The sequence below is a fragment of the Saccharothrix hoggarensis genome, assembly GCF_052936025.1.
Genome location: NZ_CP193624.1, coordinates 5,671,268 through 5,692,993, shown reverse-complemented (window position 1 = coordinate 5,692,993; position 21,726 = coordinate 5,671,268). Strand labels below are relative to the sequence as shown.

General features: G+C 72.6%; 21 protein-coding genes and 1 pseudogene. 13 read left to right on the top strand and 9 right to left on the bottom strand.

The window, feature by feature from the left end; translation table 11 throughout:
• Positions 1–7 precede the first annotated feature (7 nt).
• Positions 8–1,027: a sigma-70 family RNA polymerase sigma factor gene (locus ACRAKH_RS25615; protein WP_380722513.1), complete on the bottom strand. Its 1,020-nt coding sequence runs from the start codon at positions 1,025–1,027 to the stop codon at positions 8–10.
• 15 nt (positions 1,028–1,042) lie between these two features.
• Between ACRAKH_RS25615 and ACRAKH_RS25610 the strand changes: the two genes are divergently transcribed.
• The 6 genes from ACRAKH_RS25610 (at position 1,043) to ACRAKH_RS25585 (ending at position 5,660) form a co-directional block, all read left to right on the top strand.
• Positions 1,043–2,179 carry an aminotransferase-like domain-containing protein gene (locus ACRAKH_RS25610; RefSeq protein ID WP_380722463.1) on the top strand — a complete coding sequence of 379 codons (1,137 nt, stop codon included), beginning with the start codon at positions 1,043–1,045 and terminating at the stop codon, positions 2,177–2,179.
• Positions 2,180–2,254: 75 nt separating this feature from the next.
• A complete protein-coding gene (locus ACRAKH_RS25605) occupies positions 2,255–2,644 on the top strand; it encodes a hypothetical protein (protein ID WP_380722465.1) in 390 nt (129 codons plus the stop codon).
• A 13-nt stretch (positions 2,645–2,657) separates the two neighbouring features.
• Entirely contained in the window at positions 2,658–3,839 is a 1,182-nt protein-coding gene (locus ACRAKH_RS25600; protein WP_380722467.1) for a sensor histidine kinase, read from the top strand.
• Positions 3,836–4,441, top strand: coding sequence for a response regulator transcription factor (locus ACRAKH_RS25595; protein ID WP_380722469.1), 606 nt, complete (start codon positions 3,836–3,838; stop codon positions 4,439–4,441). Before ACRAKH_RS25600 ends, ACRAKH_RS25595 begins: the two co-directional genes overlap by 4 nt.
• Positions 4,442–4,665: 224 nt before the next feature.
• Complete coding sequence (locus tag ACRAKH_RS25590) at positions 4,666–5,049, top strand: hypothetical protein (RefSeq protein WP_380722471.1); 384 nt, start codon at positions 4,666–4,668, stop codon at positions 5,047–5,049.
• A 14-nt stretch (positions 5,050–5,063) separates the two neighbouring features.
• Positions 5,064–5,660, top strand: a complete 597-nt coding sequence (locus tag ACRAKH_RS25585) for a hypothetical protein (protein WP_380722473.1) — start codon at positions 5,064–5,066, stop codon at positions 5,658–5,660.
• Here the strand turns inward: ACRAKH_RS25585 and rnhA are convergent.
• The gene (rnhA, locus tag ACRAKH_RS25580) at positions 5,604–6,101 is read right to left on the bottom strand and encodes a ribonuclease HI (RefSeq protein ID WP_380722475.1); all 498 of its coding nucleotides are present in this window, start codon (positions 6,099–6,101) and stop codon (positions 5,604–5,606) included. The two genes, ACRAKH_RS25585 and rnhA, sit on opposite strands and share 57 nt — an antisense overlap.
• A gap of 175 nt (positions 6,102–6,276) precedes the next feature.
• On the opposite strand from rnhA, the gene ACRAKH_RS25575 reads away from it, so the two are divergent.
• Both ACRAKH_RS25575 and ACRAKH_RS25570 read left to right on the top strand, forming a co-directional pair.
• Positions 6,277–7,062 carry a class I SAM-dependent methyltransferase gene (locus ACRAKH_RS25575; RefSeq protein WP_380722477.1) on the top strand — a complete coding sequence of 262 codons (786 nt, stop codon included), beginning with the start codon at positions 6,277–6,279 and terminating at the stop codon, positions 7,060–7,062.
• 43 nt (positions 7,063–7,105) lie between these two features.
• Complete coding sequence (locus tag ACRAKH_RS25570) at positions 7,106–7,699, top strand: DUF7711 family protein (RefSeq protein ID WP_380722479.1); 594 nt, start codon at positions 7,106–7,108, stop codon at positions 7,697–7,699.
• A 7-nt stretch (positions 7,700–7,706) separates the two neighbouring features.
• Here the strand turns inward: ACRAKH_RS25570 and ACRAKH_RS25565 are convergent, their stop codons facing one another.
• Positions 7,707–8,483: a nucleoside phosphorylase gene (locus ACRAKH_RS25565; RefSeq protein ID WP_380722481.1), complete on the bottom strand. Its 777-nt coding sequence runs from the start codon at positions 8,481–8,483 to the stop codon at positions 7,707–7,709.
• A gap of 25 nt (positions 8,484–8,508) precedes the next feature.
• Positions 8,509–9,345 (bottom strand): polysaccharide deacetylase family protein, encoded by an 837-nt coding sequence (locus tag ACRAKH_RS25560; protein WP_380722483.1) that lies wholly within the window; start codon positions 9,343–9,345, stop codon positions 8,509–8,511.
• Positions 9,346–9,438: 93 nt separating this feature from the next.
• Between ACRAKH_RS25560 and ACRAKH_RS25555 the strand changes: the two genes are divergently transcribed.
• The gene (locus ACRAKH_RS25555; RefSeq protein ID WP_380722485.1) at positions 9,439–9,897 is read left to right on the top strand and encodes a hypothetical protein; all 459 of its coding nucleotides are present in this window, start codon (positions 9,439–9,441) and stop codon (positions 9,895–9,897) included.
• A 107-nt stretch (positions 9,898–10,004) separates the two neighbouring features.
• Here ACRAKH_RS25555 and ACRAKH_RS25550 read toward each other — a convergent pair whose 3' ends face one another.
• Entirely contained in the window at positions 10,005–10,682 is a 678-nt protein-coding gene (locus ACRAKH_RS25550) for an MBL fold metallo-hydrolase (protein WP_380722487.1), read from the bottom strand.
• Positions 10,683–10,800: 118 nt separating this feature from the next.
• Between ACRAKH_RS25550 and ACRAKH_RS25545 the strand changes: the two are divergent.
• Positions 10,801–11,736 (top strand): annotated as a pseudogene (locus ACRAKH_RS25545) (acyltransferase family protein); the annotation flags it as partial.
• A 104-nt stretch (positions 11,737–11,840) separates the two neighbouring features.
• Here ACRAKH_RS25545 and ACRAKH_RS25540 read toward each other — a convergent pair.
• A complete protein-coding gene (locus tag ACRAKH_RS25540) occupies positions 11,841–12,632 on the bottom strand; it encodes a maleylpyruvate isomerase family mycothiol-dependent enzyme (protein ID WP_447009342.1) in 792 nt (263 codons plus the stop codon).
• A 231-nt stretch (positions 12,633–12,863) separates the two neighbouring features.
• Here ACRAKH_RS25540 and uvrA point away from each other — a divergent pair, with 231 nt between their 5' ends.
• The 3 genes from uvrA to ACRAKH_RS25525 all read left to right on the top strand — a co-directional run bounded on the left by uvrA (position 12,864) and on the right by ACRAKH_RS25525 (position 17,298).
• Complete coding sequence (gene uvrA / locus ACRAKH_RS25535; RefSeq protein ID WP_380722491.1) at positions 12,864–15,737, top strand: excinuclease ABC subunit UvrA; 2,874 nt, start codon at positions 12,864–12,866, stop codon at positions 15,735–15,737.
• 184 nt (positions 15,738–15,921) lie between these two features.
• Positions 15,922–16,389, top strand: a complete 468-nt coding sequence (locus ACRAKH_RS25530; RefSeq protein ID WP_380722493.1) for an SRPBCC family protein — start codon at positions 15,922–15,924, stop codon at positions 16,387–16,389.
• 84 nt (positions 16,390–16,473) lie between these two features.
• Positions 16,474–17,298 (top strand): hypothetical protein, encoded by an 825-nt coding sequence (locus ACRAKH_RS25525; protein WP_380722495.1) that lies wholly within the window; start codon positions 16,474–16,476, stop codon positions 17,296–17,298.
• A 62-nt stretch (positions 17,299–17,360) separates the two neighbouring features.
• Here the strand turns inward: ACRAKH_RS25525 and ACRAKH_RS25520 are convergent, their stop codons facing one another.
• Genes ACRAKH_RS25520 through ACRAKH_RS25510 form a run of 3 tightly spaced genes read right to left on the bottom strand, consistent with a single transcriptional unit; the run spans position 17,361 to position 21,619 of the window.
• Complete coding sequence (locus tag ACRAKH_RS25520) at positions 17,361–18,758, bottom strand: GntP family permease (protein ID WP_380722497.1); 1,398 nt, start codon at positions 18,756–18,758, stop codon at positions 17,361–17,363.
• A complete protein-coding gene (locus tag ACRAKH_RS25515) occupies positions 18,755–20,344 on the bottom strand; it encodes an N-acyl-D-amino-acid deacylase family protein (RefSeq protein WP_380722499.1) in 1,590 nt (529 codons plus the stop codon). Before ACRAKH_RS25515 ends, ACRAKH_RS25520 begins: the two co-directional genes overlap by 4 nt.
• 21 nt (positions 20,345–20,365) lie before the next feature.
• Positions 20,366–21,619, bottom strand: coding sequence for an amino acid deaminase (locus tag ACRAKH_RS25510; RefSeq protein WP_380722501.1), 1,254 nt, complete (start codon positions 21,617–21,619; stop codon positions 20,366–20,368).
• Positions 21,620–21,726: the final 107 nt, after the last annotated feature.

Here is a 21,726-nt window from a genome sequence, read left to right as displayed (position 1 = left end):
GTAGTCCTCACCCACTCGTACGGGAGGGGTCCGACAAAATCACCGGCAAACCGAAGAGTTCGAACAGATGATCACCCAAAAAGGTGGTCGAGCCGATCACCAGGTCCCCCGAGAACTCCACCAGGACCAGCGCGAACGGCCGGTGCACGCCCTGCTCGTCCGGCCGGTACTGGCCGAACGCGGGCACGCCGTTCGCCCACGTCGGCACGAGCCGCGCCGTCTCGCACCCGCTGTCGCCGAAGGACAGCGCGGTCGCGATGTCGGCCCGCCCGCGCAGCCACCACGCGAACGGCGGCATGCTCATCGTCGCGTCCTCGTGCAGCAGCGCCACCAGCGCCTCCACGTCGTGCCGCTCGAACGCCGCCGCGTACCGCTCCAGCAACCCCCGGTCGAACGGCTGCAACGGCGCGGGCTTGCGGTCGGCGAGCGTGGCCCGTGCGCGTTGCAGCGCGCTGTTCACCGAAACGACCGTTGTGGACAGCAACGCGGCCACTTCGGACGCTTTCCAGCACAACACGTCCCGCAGGATCAGCACCGCGCGCTGACGTGGCGGCAGGTGCTGCAGGGCCGCCACGAACGCCAACCGCACCGTCTCCCGGCCCACGGCGACCTCGTCCGCCGGCAGCACCCGCGCGTCCGGCGCCGGCTGCACCCACGCCCCGTCCGGCAGCGGCTCGCCCAGCGGCGTGCCGACGGCGGCCGGCGACGTCAGGTCCATCGCCACCGCCCGCCGCTGCGCGCTGCGCAGCATGTCGAGGCACACGTTCGTGGCGATCGAGTACAGCCACGTCCGCAGCCGCCCGCGCTCCGGGTCGAACGTCCGCCAGGCCCGCACGAACGTCTCCTGCACGGCGTCCTCGGCCTCGAACGGCCCGCCGAGCATGCGGTAGCAGTAACCGGTCAGCTCCACGCGATGCGCTTCCAGGTCCACCGCCACATCGTCACCCGGTAAGGTGGACTTCGGCGCCTCGACCCCAGTGCAGCCCCTTTCCTGCGTGGCACGACCGCGTGAACTCTTCCGCTCGATGATTCGAGGAGCCCCATGCCGCGCACGTTCACGGGGTCGCCGGTCCGCGACCTGCTCGCCCTCACCGCCCGCCCCGAGGTCATCTCGTTCGCGGGCGGCCTGCCCGCGCCCGAGCTGTTCGACGTCGAGGGCCTGCGCACGGCCTTCGACCAGGCGCTGTCCCGCCGTTCGCTCCAGTACGCGCCCACCGAGGGCGACGCGGACCTGCGCGCCCTCGTCGCCGACCGGCTCACCCGCCGCGGCCTGCCCACCGACGTCCCCGACCTGCTCGTCACCACCGGTTCGCAGCAGGCGTTGACGCTGGTCGTGACCGCGTTGCTGGAACCCGGCGCGGTCGTCGCCGTCGAGCAGCCCACCTACCTCGCCGCCCTCCAGTGCTTCCAGCTCGCGGGCGCGCGGATCGTGCCCGTCGCGGGCGACGAGCACGGCATGGACCCGGCCGCGCTCGCCGACGTCATCGAGCGGGAACGCCCCGAGCTGCTGTACCTCGTGCCCACGTTCGCCAACCCGACCGGCCGGACGTTGAGCGCCGGGCGGCGCGCCGAGATCGCCGCGCTCGCCGACCGGCACGGCCTGTGGGTGGTCGAGGACGACCCGTACAGCGAGCTGCGCTACCGCGGCGAGCCGGCGCCCGCGCTGGCCACGATGAGCGACCGCGTGCTGTACGCGGGCAGCTTCTCCAAGGTCGGCGCGCCGGGACTGCGGCTGGGCTGGCTGCGCGCGCCCGCGTCGATCATGCGCAGGCTGGTGATCGTGAAGCAGGCGGCGGACCTGCACACGTCCACCATCGACCAGGCGGCCGCCGCCGCGTACCTGAGGGCCAACGACCTGGACGCGCACGTGCGGACGTTGTGCGCGGCCTACCGCGAGCGGCGGGACGCCCTGGTCGCGGCGCTGCCGTCGACCGTGCCGGACGGCGCGCGGTGGAGCGACCCGGACGGGGGGATGTTCGTGTGGGTCACCCTGCCGGGCGACGTCGACACGGGGTCGCTGATCACGTCGGCGCTGGAGCGGGACGTGGCGTTCGTGCCCGGCGCGCCGTTCTACGCGGCCGAGCCGGACCGGTCGACGCTGCGGTTGTCGTTCACCACGAACACCACCGCCGAGATCGCCGAGGGCATGCGGAGGCTGGCGCCCGTCTTCACCACCTGACCGTGTGAATCGCACGGTTGTCCGGTGACACCGCGTGGGTGGGGGTTGTGCGCCGCCGGCCGCAACGTGGTCCCCATGAAACGTTCTTCGATCGTCTCCCTCGTGGTGTCGACCGCGCTGGGCATCGTGATCGTCGCCGACGACAACGGCGAGTGGACCGGCTTCGGCACGTGGGGCCTGGTCGCGTGCGCCCTGGTCTACCTCGTCGCCGTGCTGCTGCGGGGCGAGCTGCGCCGCACCAAGGTGATGTGGGCCCAGGTGGCGGGCGTGGCGGGGTTCGGCGCGGTCGCGGGCATCGCGCTGCTGGTGGACCCCGACGTCGGCCGCTACCTGGTCGCGGCGGGCTGGCTCGCGCACGCCGGGTGGGACCTCGTCCACTTCCGCGCCAGGCTGGTCGTGCCGACGTGGTACTCGCTGGCGTGCGCCGTGGTGGACGCGTTCGTCGGGGTGTCCCTGGCATGGTGAGGAACGTGTCGCGATGGGGGTGCAGCGCGTGATGAGGCGGGCGCGGGCGCTCACGCTGGTGTCGCTGGGCGTGGCGTGGTCGACGAGCCTGGTCGGGCCGGGGATCGGCGTGCTGCTGGAGACCCGGCCCGGGTGGGTCGTGGCCGGGCTGGTGGGCGTGGTCGTGTTCGGCGTCGCCTACGTGGGAGTGCTGTACGCGACCGTGACGCCCGGTGTGGCGCGGCGGCGGTGGGACGTCGCCGTCGCCGTGGCGACGCTGCTGTCGGTGCCGTTGCTGGCGCCGGTGGCGGCGGGCCGGTGGGACACCTGGGCGTGGGTCGGCGCCGCGCTCGTCGGGACGGCCCCGGTGCTGGTGCGGCGGTGGTGGTGGGCGGCGGCCCCGGTGGTGGTCGCGGTGGCCGTGGCGGTGTCGCCGGAACCGTTGCGCGCGTTGGTGATCACCGGTGTGGTCGGTGTCGGGTTGGCGTTGATGCACGTGCTGCCGGTGTGGCTGTGGGACCTGGTGGTGCAGGCGCAGCAGGGGCGTGAGGCGCGGGCCCGGCTCGCGGTGATCGAGGAGCGGCTGCGGTTCGCGCGGGACGTGCACGACCTGCTCGGGCACCGGTTGACGGTGATCGCGCTGAAGGCCGAGCTGGCGTCGCGGCTGGCGGTCGCGGACGGGGAGCGGGCCGGTGCGGAGGCGGACGAGGTGCGGGCGCTGGCCGCGGCGGCGTTGGCGGACCTGCGGGAGGCCGTGCACGGGTACCGGACCGTGGAGCTGGCCGAGCAGGCGTCGGCGATCGAGCAGGTGTTGACCTCGTCCGGGGTGCGGTGCACGGTGTCGGTTCCGGCGGAGCTGCCCCCGGCGGCGCGGGAGCTGTCGTGGGCGCTGCGGGAGGCGGGGACGAACGTGCTGCGGCACAGCCGGGCGCGGTGGTGCACGATCGACGTCGTGGTCGAGGCCGGCGAGGTGCGGCTGACCGTGGCGAACGACGGCGCGATCGGCGTGCCGGCGAACGGGTCCAGGCTGGGCGGGGCGGGGTCTGGTGGGTCCGGGTCTGGTGGGTCCGGGTCGGCCGGGTCGGGGTTAAGCGGGTCGGGGTCGGGCGGGTCGGGGTTGAGCGGGTTGGCCGAGCGGTTGGCGGCGGTGGACGGGTCGGTGCGCGCGGGGGAGGAGGACGGGGTGTTCACGCTCGTGGCCACCGTGCGGTCGTGATCCGCGTGCTGCTGGCCGACGACGAGGAGCTGATCCGCGTCGCGGTGGCGGCGCTGCTCGGGCTGGAGCCGGACCTGGAGGTCGTCGCCCAGGCCGCGGACGGGCGGGAGGCGGTGCGCGCGGCCCTGGCGCACCGGCCGGACGTCGCCGTGGTGGACCTCCAGATGCCGTCGCTGGACGGCTTCGAGGTGACCGCCGAGCTGGCCGAGGCCCTGCCGGGGTGCGCGGTGGTGATCCTGACCGGGCGCGGCAAGCCGCCGCACCTCCAGCGGGCGTTGGCGGCGGGGGCCAAGGGCTTCCTGCCGAAGGGCTCGCCGGGCGGCACGCTGGCGGACGTGATCCGGCGGGTGCACGGCGGCGCCCGGTACGTCGACCCGGCGTTGGCGGCGGACGCGCTGACCACGCCGCCGTGCCCGCTGACGCCGCGCGAACTGGAGGTGCTGCGGCTGGCGGAGTACGACACGCCGGTGGCGGTGATCGCGCGGAAGACCCACCTGTCCGCCGGGACGGTACGCAACTACCTGTCGGCGGCGGTGGCGAAGCTCGGCGCGGCGAGCCGGTCCGAGGCCTACCTCACCGCGCACGACAACGGCTGGCTGTAGCCCGGCGCCGGTCCCCGGAGCCGCCCGCGCCGGTCCCCGGAGCCGCCCGCGTCGGTCTCCCGGAGGCCGGTCCCCGGAGGCCCCGGAATTCCCCGGACCGGGCCGGTCCGGGGAAACGATCAGGGCGGTTCCCGGCAGGTGGCGGGAGCGCCCGGCCGCGCGCCCGTGGCCACGGCGACGCCGCGTCCCTAACTTTCGGGCCATCTCAACCGAAAGAGGGCGATATGACCGACCACGTGCAGCCGACTCCGCCGCCGCCCGCCCCGGCCGGGCCACGGGCCGCGGTCGTGGTCCTGAGCGCGCTCGCCGTGCTGCTGGCGGGGGCGTCGGTGCTGGCGATCGTGCTGTTCCTCGGCGCGCGGGAAGACCTCGGGCTGGAGGTCCGGCGCCTCGACGAGACCAGCCGGTCGCTCACCGGGGCGCAGGACCGGCTGGAGGAGACCAGGACGTCCACCGAGGCCGTCGCCGGGCGGATCTCCACGCTGGAGGCCGAGAACGCCGAGCTGCGCGAGTGCGCCGAGCCGGCCAAGGACTCCATCATCGCCGCCCGGGACGACGATGACGCGGCCCTCGGGCCCGCCGTCGCCCGCGCCACGGAACACTGCTGAGCCAGGGGGATCGAATGACCACGCCCGAACCGAACCACCGCGGCACCCCACCCGTGCCGGCGCCGACGTCGGCGTCGGCGGATCAGCCCGCCGTCGACCAGCAGCCCGCCGCCGCGCCGTGGGGCACCGAACCGCAGCCCGCGCCCTGGGCCACCGGACCGCAGCTTGCCGAGGCGCATCCGGCACAGCACCCGTACCCGCCGCACCCCGAGTTCCCGCCGAACCTGTTCCAGCCGGAGATGCGCCAGCCGAGCGCCACGCGCTCGGGCGGCCGGGTGCCGATCGTCGTCCTGACAGCCCTGGCCGTCGTGTTCGCCGTCGTCGCGGGCGTCTTCACCGCCCTCTACGCGAGCGAGCGCGCCGAACTCGACCGCACCACCGCCACCCGCGCCGACAGGGAACGCGCCCTCGCCGACGTGACCGCGCAGCAGGCCGAGGCCGACCGGACCCTCGACACCACCCGATCCCGCGAAACGACCCTGACCGCCGAGCACGACCTCCTCACCGAGTGCGTGGACGCCGCCAAGGGCTACTTCGACCTCCCTCCCGGACCGTCACCCGAGTCCTCCCGCCTTTTCGGCGTCATGTACGACGTCTGCCCGCAGATCTGACTCCATCGCCGCCCGGACGCCGCGGACCGCCAGCCGGTCCGCGCGTTCGTTCTCGGGGTGCCCCGCGTGCCCCTTCACCCAGTGCCACTCGACCTCGTGCGGCGCGGTGGCGGCGTCGAGCCGCTGCCACAGGTCGACGTTCTTGACCGGCTGCCGGGCGGACGTGAGCCACCCGTTGGACTTCCACTTCGTCATCCACGACAGCACGCCGTTGCGGACGTACGTGCTGTCGGTGTAGATCCGCACCACGGACGGCCTCCGCAGCGTCTCCAACGCCCGGATCGGGGCCATCAGCTCCATCCGGTTGTTGGTGGTGGCCGCCGACTCCCCACCGAACAGATCCCGCTCGTGCGCCCCGTACCGCAGCACCGCGCCCCAGCCGCCCGGTCCGGGGTTCCCGCTGCACGCGCCGTCGGTGTAGATCTCCACCACCTGCTCCATGCGGCGAACATACCGAGCGGCGGGAGAGCGGCGGCGGCCCGCTCGCCGGGCTGTGGACAACTCGCCGAACCCCCCGCCGAACCCGTCGCCGAACACCTGACCCGGACCACTCGGTCGGTGCGCTGAGAGCGCAACCGCTGTCCTCGGGACGGTGTTCGCCTGCACCCTGGTCGGCATGGCACTGGGATTCGCGGGCGAGGTGGCCGACTACTACCACCGCTACCGGCGCGGCTACCCGCCGGAGGCGATCGACGCGGTGGCGGGCGCGTTCGGGCTCACCGCAGACGACACGGCGGTCGACCTCGGCTGCGGGACGGGTCAGCTCGCGCTGCCCCTCGCGGCACGGCTCCGCGCCGTCGTCGGCGTGGACCCGGAACCGGACATGCTGGCCCACGCCCGCCGCGCCGCCGCCGAGCAGGGCCTGTCGAACCTCACGTGGGTGATCGGCACGGACGCGGACGTGCCCGCGTTGCGCGCCCTGCTCGGCGACGGGTCGGTCGGCGCGGTCACCATCGGCCAAGCCCTGCACTGGATGCGGTACGACGAGCTGTTCCACGCACTCTTCCCGCTGGTCAGGCCAGGGGGAGGCGTGGCGGTGCTGGCGAACGGGACACCGCTGTGGCTGCAGGACGCCGACTGGTCACGGGCGTTGCGCGAGTGCCTGGAACAGTGGTTCGGCACGCGTGTCGGCAACGCGTGCGGAACCGACGAGGAGAGCCTGCGGCGATACCGCGACAGCCTGGTCGCGGCCGGGTTCCGGGGCGACGTGCACGGCGTCGACTACACCGGCACGCTGGACGTGGAGTCCATTGTGGGCGGTGTGCTCTCCGCGTTGCCCGAGGACCGGCTCCCGGCGTCGGCGGAACGCGCGCGGTTCACCGGCCTGATCCGGCGCGCGGTGGAACCGCACGCGCCGTTCGCGGAGCACGTCCACGTGTCCGTGCTGACCGGTCGGCGGTGAGGGCCGCACCTGCCGACGCCCCCGGATGGGTGAGGATGGTCGCGTGAAGTGGTCACGGGCGGTGCGGCACGTCGAGGAGTTGGCGGCCAAGTGCGGTGAGCTGGCGGGCCTGTCGGGGGCGATCCACCCGCTGCGGGTGGTGGAGCTGTGGGCCGTCGGGGAGATCCTCGGTGAGGCGCGGGACGTCGATCGGGTGACCGTCGCCCTGGTGGTCGACCTGCCGGTCGACGACGTGCCGTGGTTGGCCGAGCCGCACGGCGCGGAGCACTGGGCGAACGCGGCGCGGGTGGCGAGGAACCCCATCCGGCCGCTGTGGCGGTCCGCGCGGGCGCCGGTGTGGAACCACGGCGTCGACCGACCGGCCCTGGTCTGGAGCGAGGTCGACGGCACCGTGGAGGCGACGTTGGCCGCGTTGGTGGACGGGCGTGGCGAGCGGGTCCGGCTGCCCGCGCCGGGGCCGGACGAGTTCCGGGCCCGGCTGCGCGACGAGCTGGCGGTGAGCCTGCGGGCGCTGCGCCGGCAGACCCGCGAGTACGAGGACAAGCGCTGGAGCCCCGGCAAGTTGACGGCGGTGTCGGACGGGTTGCGGCGCGTCACCGGCGGTTACCTCGACGTGCTGGACGCCGTGGCGGAGTGACGGAAGATCACTCGGACGCGTGAATCCTGCCGGTGGCTTCGATCGCGAGCGTGAGCAGGTCGGCGCGGGCGTCCGCCGTGGTCCAGTTCCGCGAGTCCCAGGCCGGGCCGCTGAGGTCGTCGGCGGCGTAGAGCAGCGCCCCGAGCCGCGCGCCGCGGAACCGCGCGGCGGCCAGCAGCGCCGCGACCTCCATCTCCACCACCACGCACCCCTGGTCACGTCGGGCTCCCACCGCCGCGCGGGTTTCCCGGAACGGCGCGTCGGTGGTCCACGTGAGCCCGGTGACGCACGGCACGTCCCGTTCGGCGAGCAGGCCGACGAGGGCGTCCACCACGGCGCGGTCGACGTCGACCACCTCGGTCGGGGGCGCGTAGTGGAACGACGTCCCCTCGTCCCGCACCGCGCCGGTCGGCACCACGGCGTGGCCCATCACCAGGCCCGGCACGAGCGCTCCGGCGCTGCCGCACAGCACGACGCGGCGGGCGCCGCCGGCCATCGCCCGTTCGAGGTGGTGCACGGCGGCCGGGGCGCCGACGCCGGGGTGGAAGACGGCCACCGGGTCGCCGTCGGCGGCGTCGACCAGGTGGATGCCGTGCCCGCCCATTTCGGCGGTGAACCGTCCCGCCAGCCGGGCGGCGCCCCGCTCGCGCAAGGCCGCGATCTGCTCGTGGAAGTAGCACAGGACCAGCCGGTCCGGCCACGGCTCGGTCAGCTCGGGCGCGGACGGCGTGATCAGCGCGTCGGCGTCGGGATCGAAGCGGAGCGGGTCGGCGGGGAGGTCCACGTCCCCGAGTCTGGCCGGGTGGCGATCACCGCGACCACTCCTTTTGCAGGGCGCGGTAGTCGATCACGGTGATGCCCTCGCGGTCGACCAGGTCGCGGGCCTCTGGTGAGACGAGGAAGTCGTAGTCGGTGCGCCGAACGCGCCACCCGCCGTCGACCTCCCGCGACCGCGCGCTCGCGACGCTCGGGTGCACGGCCCACTCGCTGAGACCTGGGGGCAAGTCACGCAGAAGTTCACCGTATCGAGCGAATTTCCGGTCGACGTCGAGGGCGAAGCTGTCCACGAACGGGTGGTCAATCACGGGCAGCCCGCGCCGCCGCATCGCCCGCCGCCCCTCCTCCAACCAGACCCGCACGGCCAAGCCGTACTCCTCCGCCAACCCCACCGTCAGCGCCAGGACGTCGTCGCGCCCACCGTCGGCGAGGCAGTGGAAGTCCAGGTGCGTCGGCGAGAGCCCCGCGTCGACCGCCGCGTCGACCTGTGCCCGGAACTCGACCTCGACCTCGTCGGCGCGCGCACGGGCCAACAGCGCCTCCCGGTCGGCGGAGGTGAAGAACCGGCCGGCGTCGTCCAGCAGCGAGCGGACCTTGTCCTTCGAGGTCAACGGTCCCGACCGATCGGTGGGCGAGTCGCGGACCAAGGTGAGGTGCACGCCGAACGGCACGTCCGGGCGCGCCCGGAGCAACCGCATCGCGTGCGCCGCCGACGGGCCGGCCGTCATCAGGCTGCACGACGCCGCGATCCCGACCTCGATCGCCTCCACGGCCGCGACGTCGACGTCCTCGTGCAGGCCGACGTCGTCGCAGTTGACGATCAGCACCCTCGCGTCGGGCGGATGACCCAGCAACTCACTCGCCGGCACCGCGCTTCCCCTTTCGCGCTCGCCGTCGCCGCCGACCGGTCAATGTCATCAGGTCGTAGGCTGGCGACCGTGACAACACCTGGCCAGGGGCCTGTGACGGCGTTCGACGACACCGTCGACGTGGAATATTCGCAGTTCTGCCTCCAGGACATGGCCCGGAACAACTCACCGCTCGCACTGGAAGTCCCCGACGGCGACGACTGGCTGATGGTCGGCGGGCTCGGCGGCGTCCTCTTCCACAGCACGGACACCGACCACAACCCGCCGATCCGCCTGGAACTGTGGTCCACCCGCCCGACCGCCCCCACCGCGTCCTGGCACGACTCGGCCGAAGCCGTGTTCCGGACGGAGAGCGAAGAAGTCCGCCTCTGGTCCCCGACCGCCGCGATGGGCGAGCACACCGTCCCCCTGCCCGGCCCCGGCGAATACCACGTCGAAGCGTTCGTGCGCGGTCGCGAGGAATCGGACGAGCATTTCGCCGGCGATGAACGGGAACACTGGCTGGTCCGCATCTGGCCCGTCTCCGACCCACCGCTCAACGTCCATCACTGAACAGCCGGAGAAGCGCTCGCAGGCACATCCTTCATCGTGACGAAAAGGGACGAAGACTGACGTCGCCGGTGGGACCGCAGCAGAGTGCGCGGCCCCACCCGCACGGCTCACCAGCCCCGGGAACGCCACTCGTCCAGGTGAGGTCGTTCACGCCCCAGGGTGGAATCGTCCCCATGACCCGGGTAGAACCAGGTCTCGTCGGGCAGTTCGTCGAAGATCCGCGTCGACACGTCCTCGATCAACGACCCGAAGGTTTCGGGCGACGTGGTCTTGCCGACTCCTCCCGGGAACAGCGAGTCCCCGGTGAACAGGTGGGGGTGGCCGGTTGGGTCGCGGTACAGGAGGGCGATCGAGCCCGGAGTGTGGCCGCGCAGGTGGATCACCGTCAGGGGCACCTCGCCGACGTCCACCGTGTCGCCGTGCTCGACCAGGACGTCCGGCGGGATGGGGAGGACGTCGGCGTCCAGCGCGTGCGCGACCGTGTTCGACCCGTTCGCGCCCGCCACCGCGCCCAGGGCGCCCCAGTGGTCGGCGTGCCGGTGCGTCGTCACGACGGTCTTCAACCGCGGGCGGTCGACGGAGTGGCCCACCACGTCCGACAGGCGCTCCGGGTCGGCTGCCGCGTCGATGAGCATGGCCTCGTTCGTCGCACGGCAGACCAGCAGGTAAGCGTTGTTGTCCATCGGTCCTACCGAGACCTTCGTGATGGTCAACGCGTCCAGGGTGCGCCGTGCCGGCGGGCCGCCCGGCGACACGTGCCCCGTGTAGTCCTCTAGTACGTCCACAGTGGCCGACGGTAGCCGACCGGACACCCTTCAGGCTCCCCGCAGCCGGACCTCATAGGGTGGGCGACCGAAACACCGCCGCCCTGCCGACGCCACGTGAATAGGGTTCTTCCACCTCGTGCCTACCCAACGCCGGATCAACTGGGACGTCCTGCGCATCGCCGCCGTGCTGTGCGTGCTCCTGCAGCACGCCACCCACGCGGGGCCGTCCGCCCACTCCGAGCTCGGTTCCGCCGCGTTCGTCTTCAGCCTCGAGTTCGGCGCGAGCACACTGGTGGTGATCTCCGCCTTCTTCGCGTGCGCGTCGCTGGCGAAGGGCGAACCGGCGCGGTTCCTGCGCAACCGCCTGGCCCGGCTGGTCCCCGCGTACGTGGTGGCCGCCACGTTCACGTACACGTTCCTCCGCTACGCCGCGCCGGAGGGCTGGAGCCCGATGGGCCCGCGGGACCTGCTGTTCAACGTCCTCATGCTGCAGAACTGGTTCCCGGACGTCCACGTGGTCGACTTCTCGTACTGGACGTTGCCCGTGCAGGTCACCGGGTTCGTGGCGGGCGCCCTGCTCGCGTCGCGCCTCCGCGGCCGCGCGCTCAAGGTCGGGCTGTGGGCGCTGGTCGTCGTGCCGGTGGCGCTGCGCGACGCGGCGGCCGACCCGGGCGTCCTCCAGACCCTCTTCAACGGCCTCGGCATGCACCGCGCGCAGCTGTTCGCGATCGGCGTCGGCATCTGGCTGTGGTCGCGGGGACGGCTCGGCGACCGGCACCTGTTCGCGCTGCTCACGGCGGCTCTGATGGCGCAGTCCGGGCACACCGGGGACTTCGAGTCGACCGTCGGCCTGGGCGTGGCGCTGATCGGCGTGTGCGCCGCCGCGGGCGGGCGCGACTGGGACATCGCGCCCGTGCGCGCCCTCACCCGGCCGATCAAGTGGCTGGCGGGCATCTCCTACGGCGTCTACCTGGTCCACCAGCAGATCGGCTACGTCGTGATGCTGCGCGTCGCGGCCCTCGGCCCCTGGGCGCAGCTGGCGGCGTTCACCGGCGCGGCCGTGGTCCTGGGCTGGCTGCTCACCAAGTACGTCGAACGGCCCGCGCACCGCGTGCTCACCACGAGCCGCCGCCCTGCGTTGGTGGGCCTGCTGCTGACGGCCCGCCTGCACTCCGCTCAGAGCCACTTGGGCAGCGTGGGCGCCGTACCCTTCAGCCGCGCGCCGCTGTGGCGGCCGGTCACCCACGCCAGCACGTCCGCCGCCGCGCCGCTCACGACCGGGGACGCGCCGCTGTCCGCGGTGAGCGCCCAGCTGCGCTGACGGCCGTCCGGGAACGTGGCCTCGACGCGTGCCGGCGGCACGTCCGGACGGTCCGCGTACTGGCCCACGGCGTCGTCCAGGAAGTGCTCCAGCAGCTCCTCGGGCAGGTCCTCGAACCCCGTGCCGCCGTCGAGGTCGACCAGGTGGAACCACACCTCGCGCAGCCGCAGCCACGGCACGCGGTGCGCCAGGAGCACCCCGCTGTGCGGGTGCGCGACCTCCGCCTCCCACGCCGTCGGCGGCAGGTCGCGGGCGGCCGCGGCGAACCGCTGGCACGCCGCGTCCAGGTCGGCCCGGAGCAGCTGCGGGAGCCGGCCCGCGCCCTCGGCGATGTCCGCGTCGCGGTCCGCCGTGCTCGGGTACATCTGGTGCTCGACGCCCGTCTTCGCCCACGTCAGCAGGTTGACGAGGGCGTCGGCGTTGCGTGCGAGGTGCGTCACGACGTGCGCCCGGCTCCAGCCGGGCAGGAGGCTCGGACCGCGCAAGGCCCGCAGGTCAAGGCCCGCGACGACCTCGTACAGAGCCTCCGTGGCCCGTTCGACCTCGGCGAGCCCGGCGACCGCGTCCTGGACCGCGGCCGACTGCTCGCGGGGCGCGGGTACGCTCGTCTGGGCGGATCGGACCTGGGCGGCATCAGCGAAGCTCATGGGCACCTCATCCCGGCGGTTGCGGCCGAACGGCCTATCACCCCAGCGTAGGGGCGTTCACTACCGACCGGTAGAGCCGTTGGCGCACGATCGTGGAAGTGCCGCTCGCGGTTTTTGTCGGTGGTCGCACTTAGCATGGTTGTCGCCTCCCCCGACAGGGCTGACACCCGTGGTCCGATACGCTTTTCGAACGTCTGTTCGGGGAAAGGTCAAGAACCGAAGGGAACCGTTGTGGCCGACCGGCTTGTCGTTCGCGGGGCGCGCGAGCACAACCTGCGAGGGGTGGACCTCGACCTGCCGAGGGACAGCCTCATCGTGTTCACCGGGCTGTCCGGCTCGGGCAAGTCCAGCCTCGCCTTCGACACGATCTTCGCCGAGGGCCAGCGCCGCTACGTGGAGTCGCTGTCGGCGTACGCGCGGCAGTTCCTCGGCCAGATGGACAAACCGGACGTCGACTTCATCGAGGGCCTGTCGCCCGCCGTGTCGATCGACCAGAAGTCCACCAGCCGCAACCCGCGGTCCACCGTGGGCACCATCACCGAGGTCTACGACTACCTGCGCCTGCTCTACGCGCGCGCCGGCAAGGCGCACTGCCCCACGTGCGGCGAGGCGATCTCCAAGCAGACGCCGCAGCAGATCGTGGACCAGGTCCTCGCCATGGAGGCGGGCACCAAGTTCCAGGTGCTCGCGCCCGTCATCCGGGGCCGCAAGGGCGAGTACGTCGACCTGTTCTCCACCCTCCAGTCCCAGGGCTACTCGCGCGCCAAGGTCGACGGCGTCGTGTACGCGCTGGGCGAGGTGCCCAAGCTGAAGAAGCAGGAGAAGCACGACATCGCGGTCGTGATCGACCGGCTGAGCGTGAAGGCGAGCGCCAAGCAGCGGCTGACCGACTCGGTGGAGACCGCGCTGCGCCTGGCCGACGGCCTGGTCGAGCTCGAGTTCGTCGACGTGCCGGAGAGCGACCCGGGCCGGGTGCGCGGCTTCTCCGAGAACCTGGCCTGCCCGAACGGCCACCCGCTCGCGATCGAGGACCTGGAGCCCCGGTCGTTCTCGTTCAACTCGCCCTACGGCGCGTGCCCCGCGTGCACCGGCATCGGCGTGCGCAAGGAAGTCGACCCGGAGCTGGTCGTCCCGGACGACGAGCTGTCGCTGGCCGAGGGCGCGATCGCGCCGTGGGCGACCGGGCAGACCGCCGAGTACTTCACCCGGCTGCTGGAATCGCTGGGCCTCGCGATCGGGTTCCGGATGGACACGCCGTGGCGGCAGCTGCCCGCCCGCGCGCAGAAGGCCGTGCTGCACGGCGTCGACGAGCAGGTCAACGTCCGCTACAAGAACCGCTACGGCCGCGAGCGCTCGTACTACGCCAACTTCGAGGGCGTGATCCCGTTCCTGGAGCGCCGCCAGGAGCAGACCGAGTCCGAGTACATGCGGGAGAAGTACGAGGGCTACATGCGGGAGGTGCCGTGCCCCACGTGCCAGGGCACCCGCCTCAAGCCGGAGATCCTGGCCGTCACGCTGCACCACGGGCGCAAGGGCGACAAGTCCATCGCCGAGGTGTGCGCCATGTCGGTGGCGGAGTGCTCCGAGTTCCTCGACGGGCTGAAGCTCGCCAAGCGCGAGGCGATGATCGCGGGCGCGGTGCTGAAGGAGATCCAGGCCCGGCTGCACTTCCTGCTCGACGTCGGCCTCAACTACCTGTCGCTCGACCGGGCGTCCGGCACGCTGTCGGGTGGTGAGGCGCAGCGGATCAGGTTGGCGACGCAGATCGGCTCCGGCCTCGTCGGCGTCCTGTACGTGCTGGACGAGCCGTCCATCGGCCTGCACCAGCGCGACAACCACCGGCTGATCGAGACGCTGACGCGGCTGCGCGACCTGGGCAACACGCTGATCGTGGTCGAGCACGACGAGGACACCATCCGCACGTCCGACTGGGTGGTCGACATCGGCCCCGGCGCGGGCGAGCACGGCGGCAAGGTCGTCCACAGCGGCCCGTACCAGGCGCTGCTGAAGAACAAGGAGTCGATCACCGGCGCCTACCTGTCGGGTCGCAAGGAGATCCCGGTGCCCGCCGGCCGCCGCAAGGTCGACAAGAAGCGGCAGCTGACCGTCGTCGGGGCGCGGGAGCACAACCTGCGCGGCATCGACGTGTCGTTCCCGCTCGGCTGCCTCGTGTCCGTGACGGGCGTCTCCGGTTCGGGCAAGTCGACGCTGGTCAACGACATCCTGGCGACCGTGCTGGCGAACAAGCTGAACGGCGCGCGGCAGGTGCCGGGCCGGCACACCCGCGTGCGCGGGCTGGAGCAGGTCGACAAGCTGGTGCGGGTCGACCAGTCCCCGATCGGCCGCACGCCGCGGTCGAACCCGGCGACGTACACGGGCGTGTTCGACCACGTCCGCAAGCTGTTCGCGGCGACCACCGAGGCGAAGGTGCGCGGCTACCAGCCGGGGCGGTTCTCGTTCAACGTCAAGGGCGGGCGCTGCGAGGCGTGCGCGGGCGACGGCACGATCAAGATCGAGATGAACTTCCTGCCGGACGTGTACGTGCCGTGCGAGGTGTGCAAGGGCGCCCGGTACAACCGCGAGACGCTGGAAGTGCACTACAAGGGCAAGACGATCGCCGAGGTGCTCGACATGCCGATCGAGGAGGCCGCCTCGTTCTTCGAGCCGATCAACGCGATCCACCGGCACCTGCGGACGCTGGTCGACGTCGGCCTGGGGTACGTGCGGCTGGGCCAGTCCGCGCCCACGCTGTCCGGTGGCGAGGCGCAGCGGGTGAAGCTCGCGTCCGAGCTGCAGAAGCGGTCGACCGGCAAGACCGTGTACATCCTGGACGAGCCGACGACGGGGTTGCACTTCGAGGACATCCGCAAGCTGCTCGGGGTGATCAACGGGTTGGTCGACAAGGGCAACACGGTGATCGTGATCGAGCACAACCTGGACGTGATCAAGGTGTCGGACTGGCTGGTCGACATGGGGCCCGAGGGCGGGTCCGGTGGCGGCATGGTGGTGGCCGAGGGCACGCCGGAGCAGGTGGCGGAGGTCGCGGACAGCTACACGGGCCAGTTCCTGCGCGAGGTGCTGCCCGCCCAGGCCGCGGTCGGCTGACCCGTCGAGCTGCCTGGCGGTAAGTCAGCGGAGGGTCGGCTGGCGGCGGTCGGTTGGCGGTAGCGGTGGCGGTGGCCGGTCGGATGGTGGCCGGTCGGATGGTGGCCGGTCGAGTGGTGGGTGTGCCGCAGGTGGGGTGCGCGGGTGGGTGGTCAGGCCGCTCCGCGTGGGTGACCATGTCGTCATGCCGCTGAACTCGTACCGCTTCCGCAGCGTCTGGTCGGTGGACAGCACGCCGGAGCGGACCTTCGACGTGCTCGCCGACCTCGGCAACTACCCGCACTGGTGGCGTGAGGTGCGTGACGCCCGCCAGGTGGCCGAGAACGCGGCCGAGCTGCGGTGCCGGTCGGTGCTGCCCTACGACCTGGTCTTCCAGGCCCACCACAACGCCAAGGAGCCGGACGCCGGGCTGCTGCGCGCGGACCTGGTCGGCGACCTCGACGGCACGGTGAGCTGGCGCATCTTCCCCGACGGCGCCGGGTCGCGGCTCGTCTACGACCAGGAGGTGACGGTGCGCAAGCCGTTGCTGCGACGGCTCGCGCTCGTCGGCCGGCCCCTGCTCAAGGCGAACCACGAGCTGATGATGCGCAGCGGGCAGCGCGGCCTGCGCACCTACTTGGCCGGGTTCCGGGCGGCGGCGGGCAACGACTAGTCCGAGGTGCGCGAGCGCTGGTCCCACCACCGCCTTCGCGGTTTTGCGGTCAGCTTCGCGCGGTGGGCCCGTAAGGTGCGATTCGTGGCAGACAGTGATCACACCTACTCCCGTGGTGACCGAGCGGCCTTGATCCTCCTGGGTGCGGGGAAGTGCTACTGGCCGACCTGCACCGAGCCGTTGTTGACGCGCACCGATGACGGCAAGTTCCGCATCGCCCTGCAGATCGCCCACATCCGGGCGGCGAAGCCGGACGGGCAGCGCTACGTGCCGGACATGGACCCCGCGGTCCGGAAGTCCTTCGACAACCTGATCTTCCTCTGCGTTCCGCACCACCAGGCGGTCGACGAGAAGGGCGGCGAGGAGAAGTACCCGGCGGAGACGTTGCAGGAGTGGAAGGAGATCCGCGAGAGCGGTCGCTTCCAGGCCCTTCGCGGGTTGCGGGACCTCACCGAGGACAGGCTCCAGGACATGATCGCCACCGCGACCAGGGAACGCGACGAGGACATCAAGCGGACCCTCGACCGGCTGGAGCGCTCGGACGCCGAGGCGGCCGGACTGCTCAGGGAACTCCGTGACGAGGTGAAGGCGAGGGAGGGTCGTCGTTCCGCGCTCGACGTCGACGCGGTGTACGCGCTCGCCCGCGCGGCGGATCAGTTGCGCCACCTGGAAGAGAACGCGGGATCGCTCAACAGGGCCGCCGACGGTCTGCGCGGGCTCGAAGACCGCGCCGCCTCCATCGTCAACGCCGTGGCGAAGCTGAACGCGGCGCAGGACACCGTGTCGGAGCTGTCGGTCGCCCTCGGGAAGCTGGGCGGTCTCCGAGACGACCTGGCGCTCATGAGAAGCACCGCGGACGCCGTGGAACGGGCCTCACGCAGGATGGAGGACTACGGCCGTCGGTACTGAGTCGTCCCGGGGGCGAGAGGTGGTGGAGAGCGGCGCCCGATCCCGCACGGGGCACCGCCGGGTCAGACCACCAGGCTCAGCAGCGCGGCCACCACGAACCCGACCACCGACAGGATCGTCTCCAGCACGGTCCACGTCTGGAGCGTCTCCTTCACCGACAGGCCGAAGTAGCGGGACACGATCCAGAACCCGCCGTCGTTGACGTGCGACGCGATGATCGAGCCCGCCGCGATCGACATGACGAGCAGCGCGAGCCGCGGCTGCGAGTAGTCCAGGTCGGCCACGACCGGCGCGACGATGCCGGTCGTGGTCACGATCGCCACCGTCGCCGAGCCCTGCGCGACGCGCATGCCGCAGCTGATCACGTACGACAGCGCGATCACGGGCAGCCCGACGTCGGCCAGGGACGTGGCGAGCACCTTGCCGACGCCGGTCGCGGCCAGCACCGCGCCGAAGAACCCGCCGGCGCCGACGACGAGCAGGATCATCGCCACCGGCCGCAGCGACGCGCCGGACAGCTCGGTCACCTGCTCCCGCGTCATGCCGCGGCGGAACCCGAGCAGCCAGACGGCGACCAGCACGGCGATCGTCAACGCCACGGCGGGTGTGCCGAAGAACGTGAACACGCCCAGCAGGGTGGAGCCCTTGGGCAGCAGGATGCTGCCGAACGTGCCCGCCAGGATGAGCACCAGCGGCACGGCGATGATGCCGAGCACCAGGCCCAGCGGCGGCTCGCCCTTCGTCGCCGCCTCGGCCCGCGCCTTCTCCGCGGCGGCCAGCATCTCCTCCGGCACGGGCACGTCGAGCCGCTTGCCGATCCACGCCGAGTACAGGACACCGCCGATGAACCACGACGGGAGCGCCACGGCCGGCGCCATGACGATGATCCAGCCCAGCTCGACGCCGAGGAGCCCGGCCGCGGCGACGGGGCCGGGGTGCGGCGGCATGAACGCGTGCATCACGGACAGGCCCGCCAGCAACGGCATCGCGTACAGGACGATCGACTTGCCGCTGCGCTTCGCGGCGACGTACACCAGGGGCGCGAGGACGAAGATGCCGATGTCGAAGAACACCGGCACGCCGAAGATCAACCCGGCGAGGCCCATCGCGAGCGGCGCGCGGCCCTCGCCGAACGCCCGCAGCAGCGACCGGGTCAGCACCTCCGCGCCGCCCGAGGCCTCCAGGATCGCGCCGAGGAGCGTGCCGAGGCCGATGATCGCCGCGACGTGGCCGAGGATGCCGCCGAACCCCTTCTCCACGAGCGAGTCGGACGCCTTCTGCGCGGAGCCGACCAGCGTCTCCACGGGCAGGCCGGCGGCGAGCGCCACGAGCAGGCCGACGACGAGCAGCGCGATGAACGGCTCGACCTTCCACCTGATGATCATCGCGAGGAGGAGGGCGATGCTGAGCGCGGACAGCGTCAGCAGCCCTCCGGTCGTGTGCTGCAGCCAGTCGATCACGCGCGGCTCCGGTGGGGTCGCAGGGAACGGCCGGGCAGGGCGTCGGTGCGCCGGCCGTCGTCGATCACGGGAACGCCGTTGACGACGACGTGGGTGATGCCCGCGGCGGCCTGCCGGGGTTCGTCGAACGTCGCGGTGTCGGCGACGGTGTCCGGGTCGAACAGCACCAGGTCGGCGGCGCAGCCCTCGCGGACGAGCCCGCGGTCGGCCAGCCGAAGCCGGCGCGCCGCCCGTCCGGTGAGGTGGTGCACGCACTCCTCCAGCCCGAGCACGCCCAGTTCGCGCACGTACCGGGCGAGGTAGCGGGGGAACGTGCCCCAGGCGCGCGGGTGCGGCCGGTCGCCGACGAGCAGCCCGTCGCTGCCGCCGGTGTGCGCGGGGTGCCGCATGATCGCCTGGACGTTGTCCTCGTGGCCGACGTGCATGAGGCACGACGTGCCGAGCCGCTCGGAGATCAGCACGTCGAAGTACAGCTCGGCGGGCGGACGCCCGGCCCGGCGCGCGGCCTCGGCCACGGACAGCCCGACCAGGTGCGCGTTCTCCGCCTCGCGGACGCCGTTGACCTCGATGGCGTCCCAGTCCACCGGCACGCCGTGGCAGCCGTCCGAGCCGGTCTCCTCGATCTCGACCCGGACGCGTTCCCGGATGTCCACATCGGACAGACGGGCCAGCGTCGCGTCCGGGCCGCCCTCGCCGGTCCAGCTCGGCAGCAGCGCGGACAGGTACGTCGCGCCCGGCAGGTACGGGTACGTGTCGAGGGTGATGTCCGCGCCCGCCGCGATCGCGTCGTCCAGCAGCGCCAGCAGCTCGCCCGCCCGGCCCCGGTTGACCTCGAAGTTCATCGTGGCGTGCGCGAGGTGCAGCGGGCAGCCCGAGTCGCGCGACACCCGCACCATCTCCGCGTACGCCTCCAGCGCGCCGGCGCCGTAGCTGCGGTGGTGCGGGCTGTAGAACCCGCCCAGCTCGCCGACCACCCGGCACAGCTCGGTCAGCTCGGCCGTGTCGGCGTACATGCCGGGCGTGTAGGTGAGGCCGGACGACATGCCGGCCGCGCCCTCCCGCAGCGAGTCGGCCAGCAGCCGGCGCATCCGGTCCAGCTCGGCGTCGGTGGCGGGGCGGTCGTCGTAGCCGACGCAGAGCATCCGCAGCGTGCCCTGCGGCACGAGGTACGCGGCGTTGACGGCGATGCCCCGGTCGAGCCGGTCGAGGTACTCGCCGACCGTGCGCCAGTCCCAGTCGAACCCCGGCGGGTCGTCGTTCCACCCGGCCAGCTGGGCGCGCAGCGCGGCCAGCACCTCGTCGTCCACGGGCGCGTACGACAGGCCGTCCTGGCCCAGGACTTCGGTGGTGACGCCCTGGGTGACCTTCGCCAGGTGCGCCGGGTCGGCCAGCACCTGCAGGTCGGAGTGGGAGTGCATGTCGATGAACCCGGGCGCGAGCACCCGGCCGTCGGCGTCGACTACGCGCCGGCCGTCGACCCGGTCGCCGATCTCGGCGATCCGCCCGTCGCGCACGCCCACGTCGGCCCGGTGGGCGGGCGCGCCGGTGCCGTCGACCACCCGTGCGCCCCTGAAGACGATGTCCACGCCGCCGTCCTTTCCCGGATGTCAGAAGTACGTGCGGACCAGGTCGACCACGGTGGTGCCCTCGACCACGGGGATCAGCGGCCACTTGTCGAACACCGTGCACGGGTGGGACAGGCCGAGGCCGACCCAGTCGCCGACCTCCACGTCGTCGCCGGACAGCCTCACGAACGCGTGCTGGTCGTTGAGCGCGGTGACCTCGGCGCGCAGCGGGCGCTCCACGCCGTCACGGCCGCGGACGACCTGCGGTTCGGGCAGGCCCTCGTCGAACGACGCGTCCCGCTTGCCGAGCGTCAGCAGCGCCAGGTCGGGCTGCGGCCGTGACGTGACCTGAGCCCAGGCCCGCAGCGCGCCGCGGAACGGTTCCGCGCCGGGAGTGCGGCCCAGGGGCGAGATCCCGCGGTAGAACCCGTCGTCGTGGGTGATGTACGCGCCGCTGCGCAGCACCGGCCGCACCGGGAACGGCCACGGTTCGGTGAGCTTCGCGGCCACCTGGTCGAAGTACGCGCTGCCACCCGCCGTGACGATCGGCTCGGCCACCTCGTACCGGTTCCGCAACCCGATCGCCAGCTCCCGCAACGACGACAGGTAACCGTCCACCACGGACCGCGCGGCCGGGGAGGCGTCGTGCGCCAACGCGCCCTCGTACCCGCCGACGCCGGCCAGCCGCAGCGCCGGGCTGTCCGCCGCCGCACGGGCGACCTCCAACGCCGTGGCCAGGTCGCGCGCACCGGTCCGCCCGCCGGGCGCCCCCAGCTCGACCAGCACGTCCACCGGGCGCTCCACGTCGCCCAAGGCCTCCGCCATGCGCTCCACGCCCGCCACGGAATCCACCCAACAGGTGAACTCGAACGTGTCATCGGCGGCGAGTTCGCGCGCCAGCCACCGCAACCCCGCCGGGTCCACGAGCTGGTTGGCCAGCAGCACGCGCGACACCCCGAACGCCCGGTAGACGCGCAGCTGGCTCGTGTTGGCCGCGGTGATGCCCCACGCGCCGTGCGCCAACTGGCGGGCGAACAGCTGCGGGGCCATGGTCGTCTTGCCGTGCGGGGCGAGCAGCACGCCGCGGTCGGCGCACCAGCGGGCCATGGTGGCGAGGTTGTGCTCCAGCGCGGCCGCGTCGAGCACGACCAGCGGGCCGACGAAACCGTCGGCGAACAGGTCGAGCCGGCGGTCGGCCACGTCGCCGATCGTCGCGCCGAACACGTCGGCGGGCAGGCCCTTGAACCGCCAGTCGACCCGCTCGTCCCGGATGGCGGCCACAGCGTCGAGGTCCACGTTCTCCGCTCCTCACGTTGCACATACTGCAACGGCTATTGCGCGATGTGATGCAGACGTGTGTAACATTCGGTCGCCGTCCCGTCAACGAGCGAGTCCGGAGGAGC

Excerpts from the sequence above, each read along its gene's own strand:
- ACRAKH_RS25610 (WP_380722463.1), top strand. The coding sequence starts at position 1,043 with ATGCCGCGCACGTTCACGGGGTCGCCGGTCCGCGACCTGCTCGCCCTC.
- ACRAKH_RS25605 (WP_380722465.1), top strand. The coding sequence starts at position 2,255 with ATGAAACGTTCTTCGATCGTCTCCCTCGTGGTGTCGACCGCGCTGGGC.
- ACRAKH_RS25600 (WP_380722467.1), top strand. The coding sequence starts at position 2,658 with ATGGGGGTGCAGCGCGTGATGAGGCGGGCGCGGGCGCTCACGCTGGTG.
- ACRAKH_RS25590 (WP_380722471.1), top strand. The coding sequence starts at position 4,666 with ATGACCGACCACGTGCAGCCGACTCCGCCGCCGCCCGCCCCGGCCGGG.
- ACRAKH_RS25585 (WP_380722473.1), top strand. The coding sequence starts at position 5,064 with ATGACCACGCCCGAACCGAACCACCGCGGCACCCCACCCGTGCCGGCG.
- rnhA (WP_380722475.1), bottom strand. The coding sequence starts at position 6,101 with ATGGAGCAGGTGGTGGAGATCTACACCGACGGCGCGTGCAGCGGGAAC.
- ACRAKH_RS25575 (WP_380722477.1), top strand. The coding sequence starts at position 6,277 with ATGGCACTGGGATTCGCGGGCGAGGTGGCCGACTACTACCACCGCTAC.
- ACRAKH_RS25540 (WP_447009342.1), bottom strand. The coding sequence starts at position 12,632 with ATGAGCTTCGCTGATGCCGCCCAGGTCCGATCCGCCCAGACGAGCGTA.
- ACRAKH_RS25530 (WP_380722493.1), top strand. The coding sequence starts at position 15,922 with ATGCCGCTGAACTCGTACCGCTTCCGCAGCGTCTGGTCGGTGGACAGC.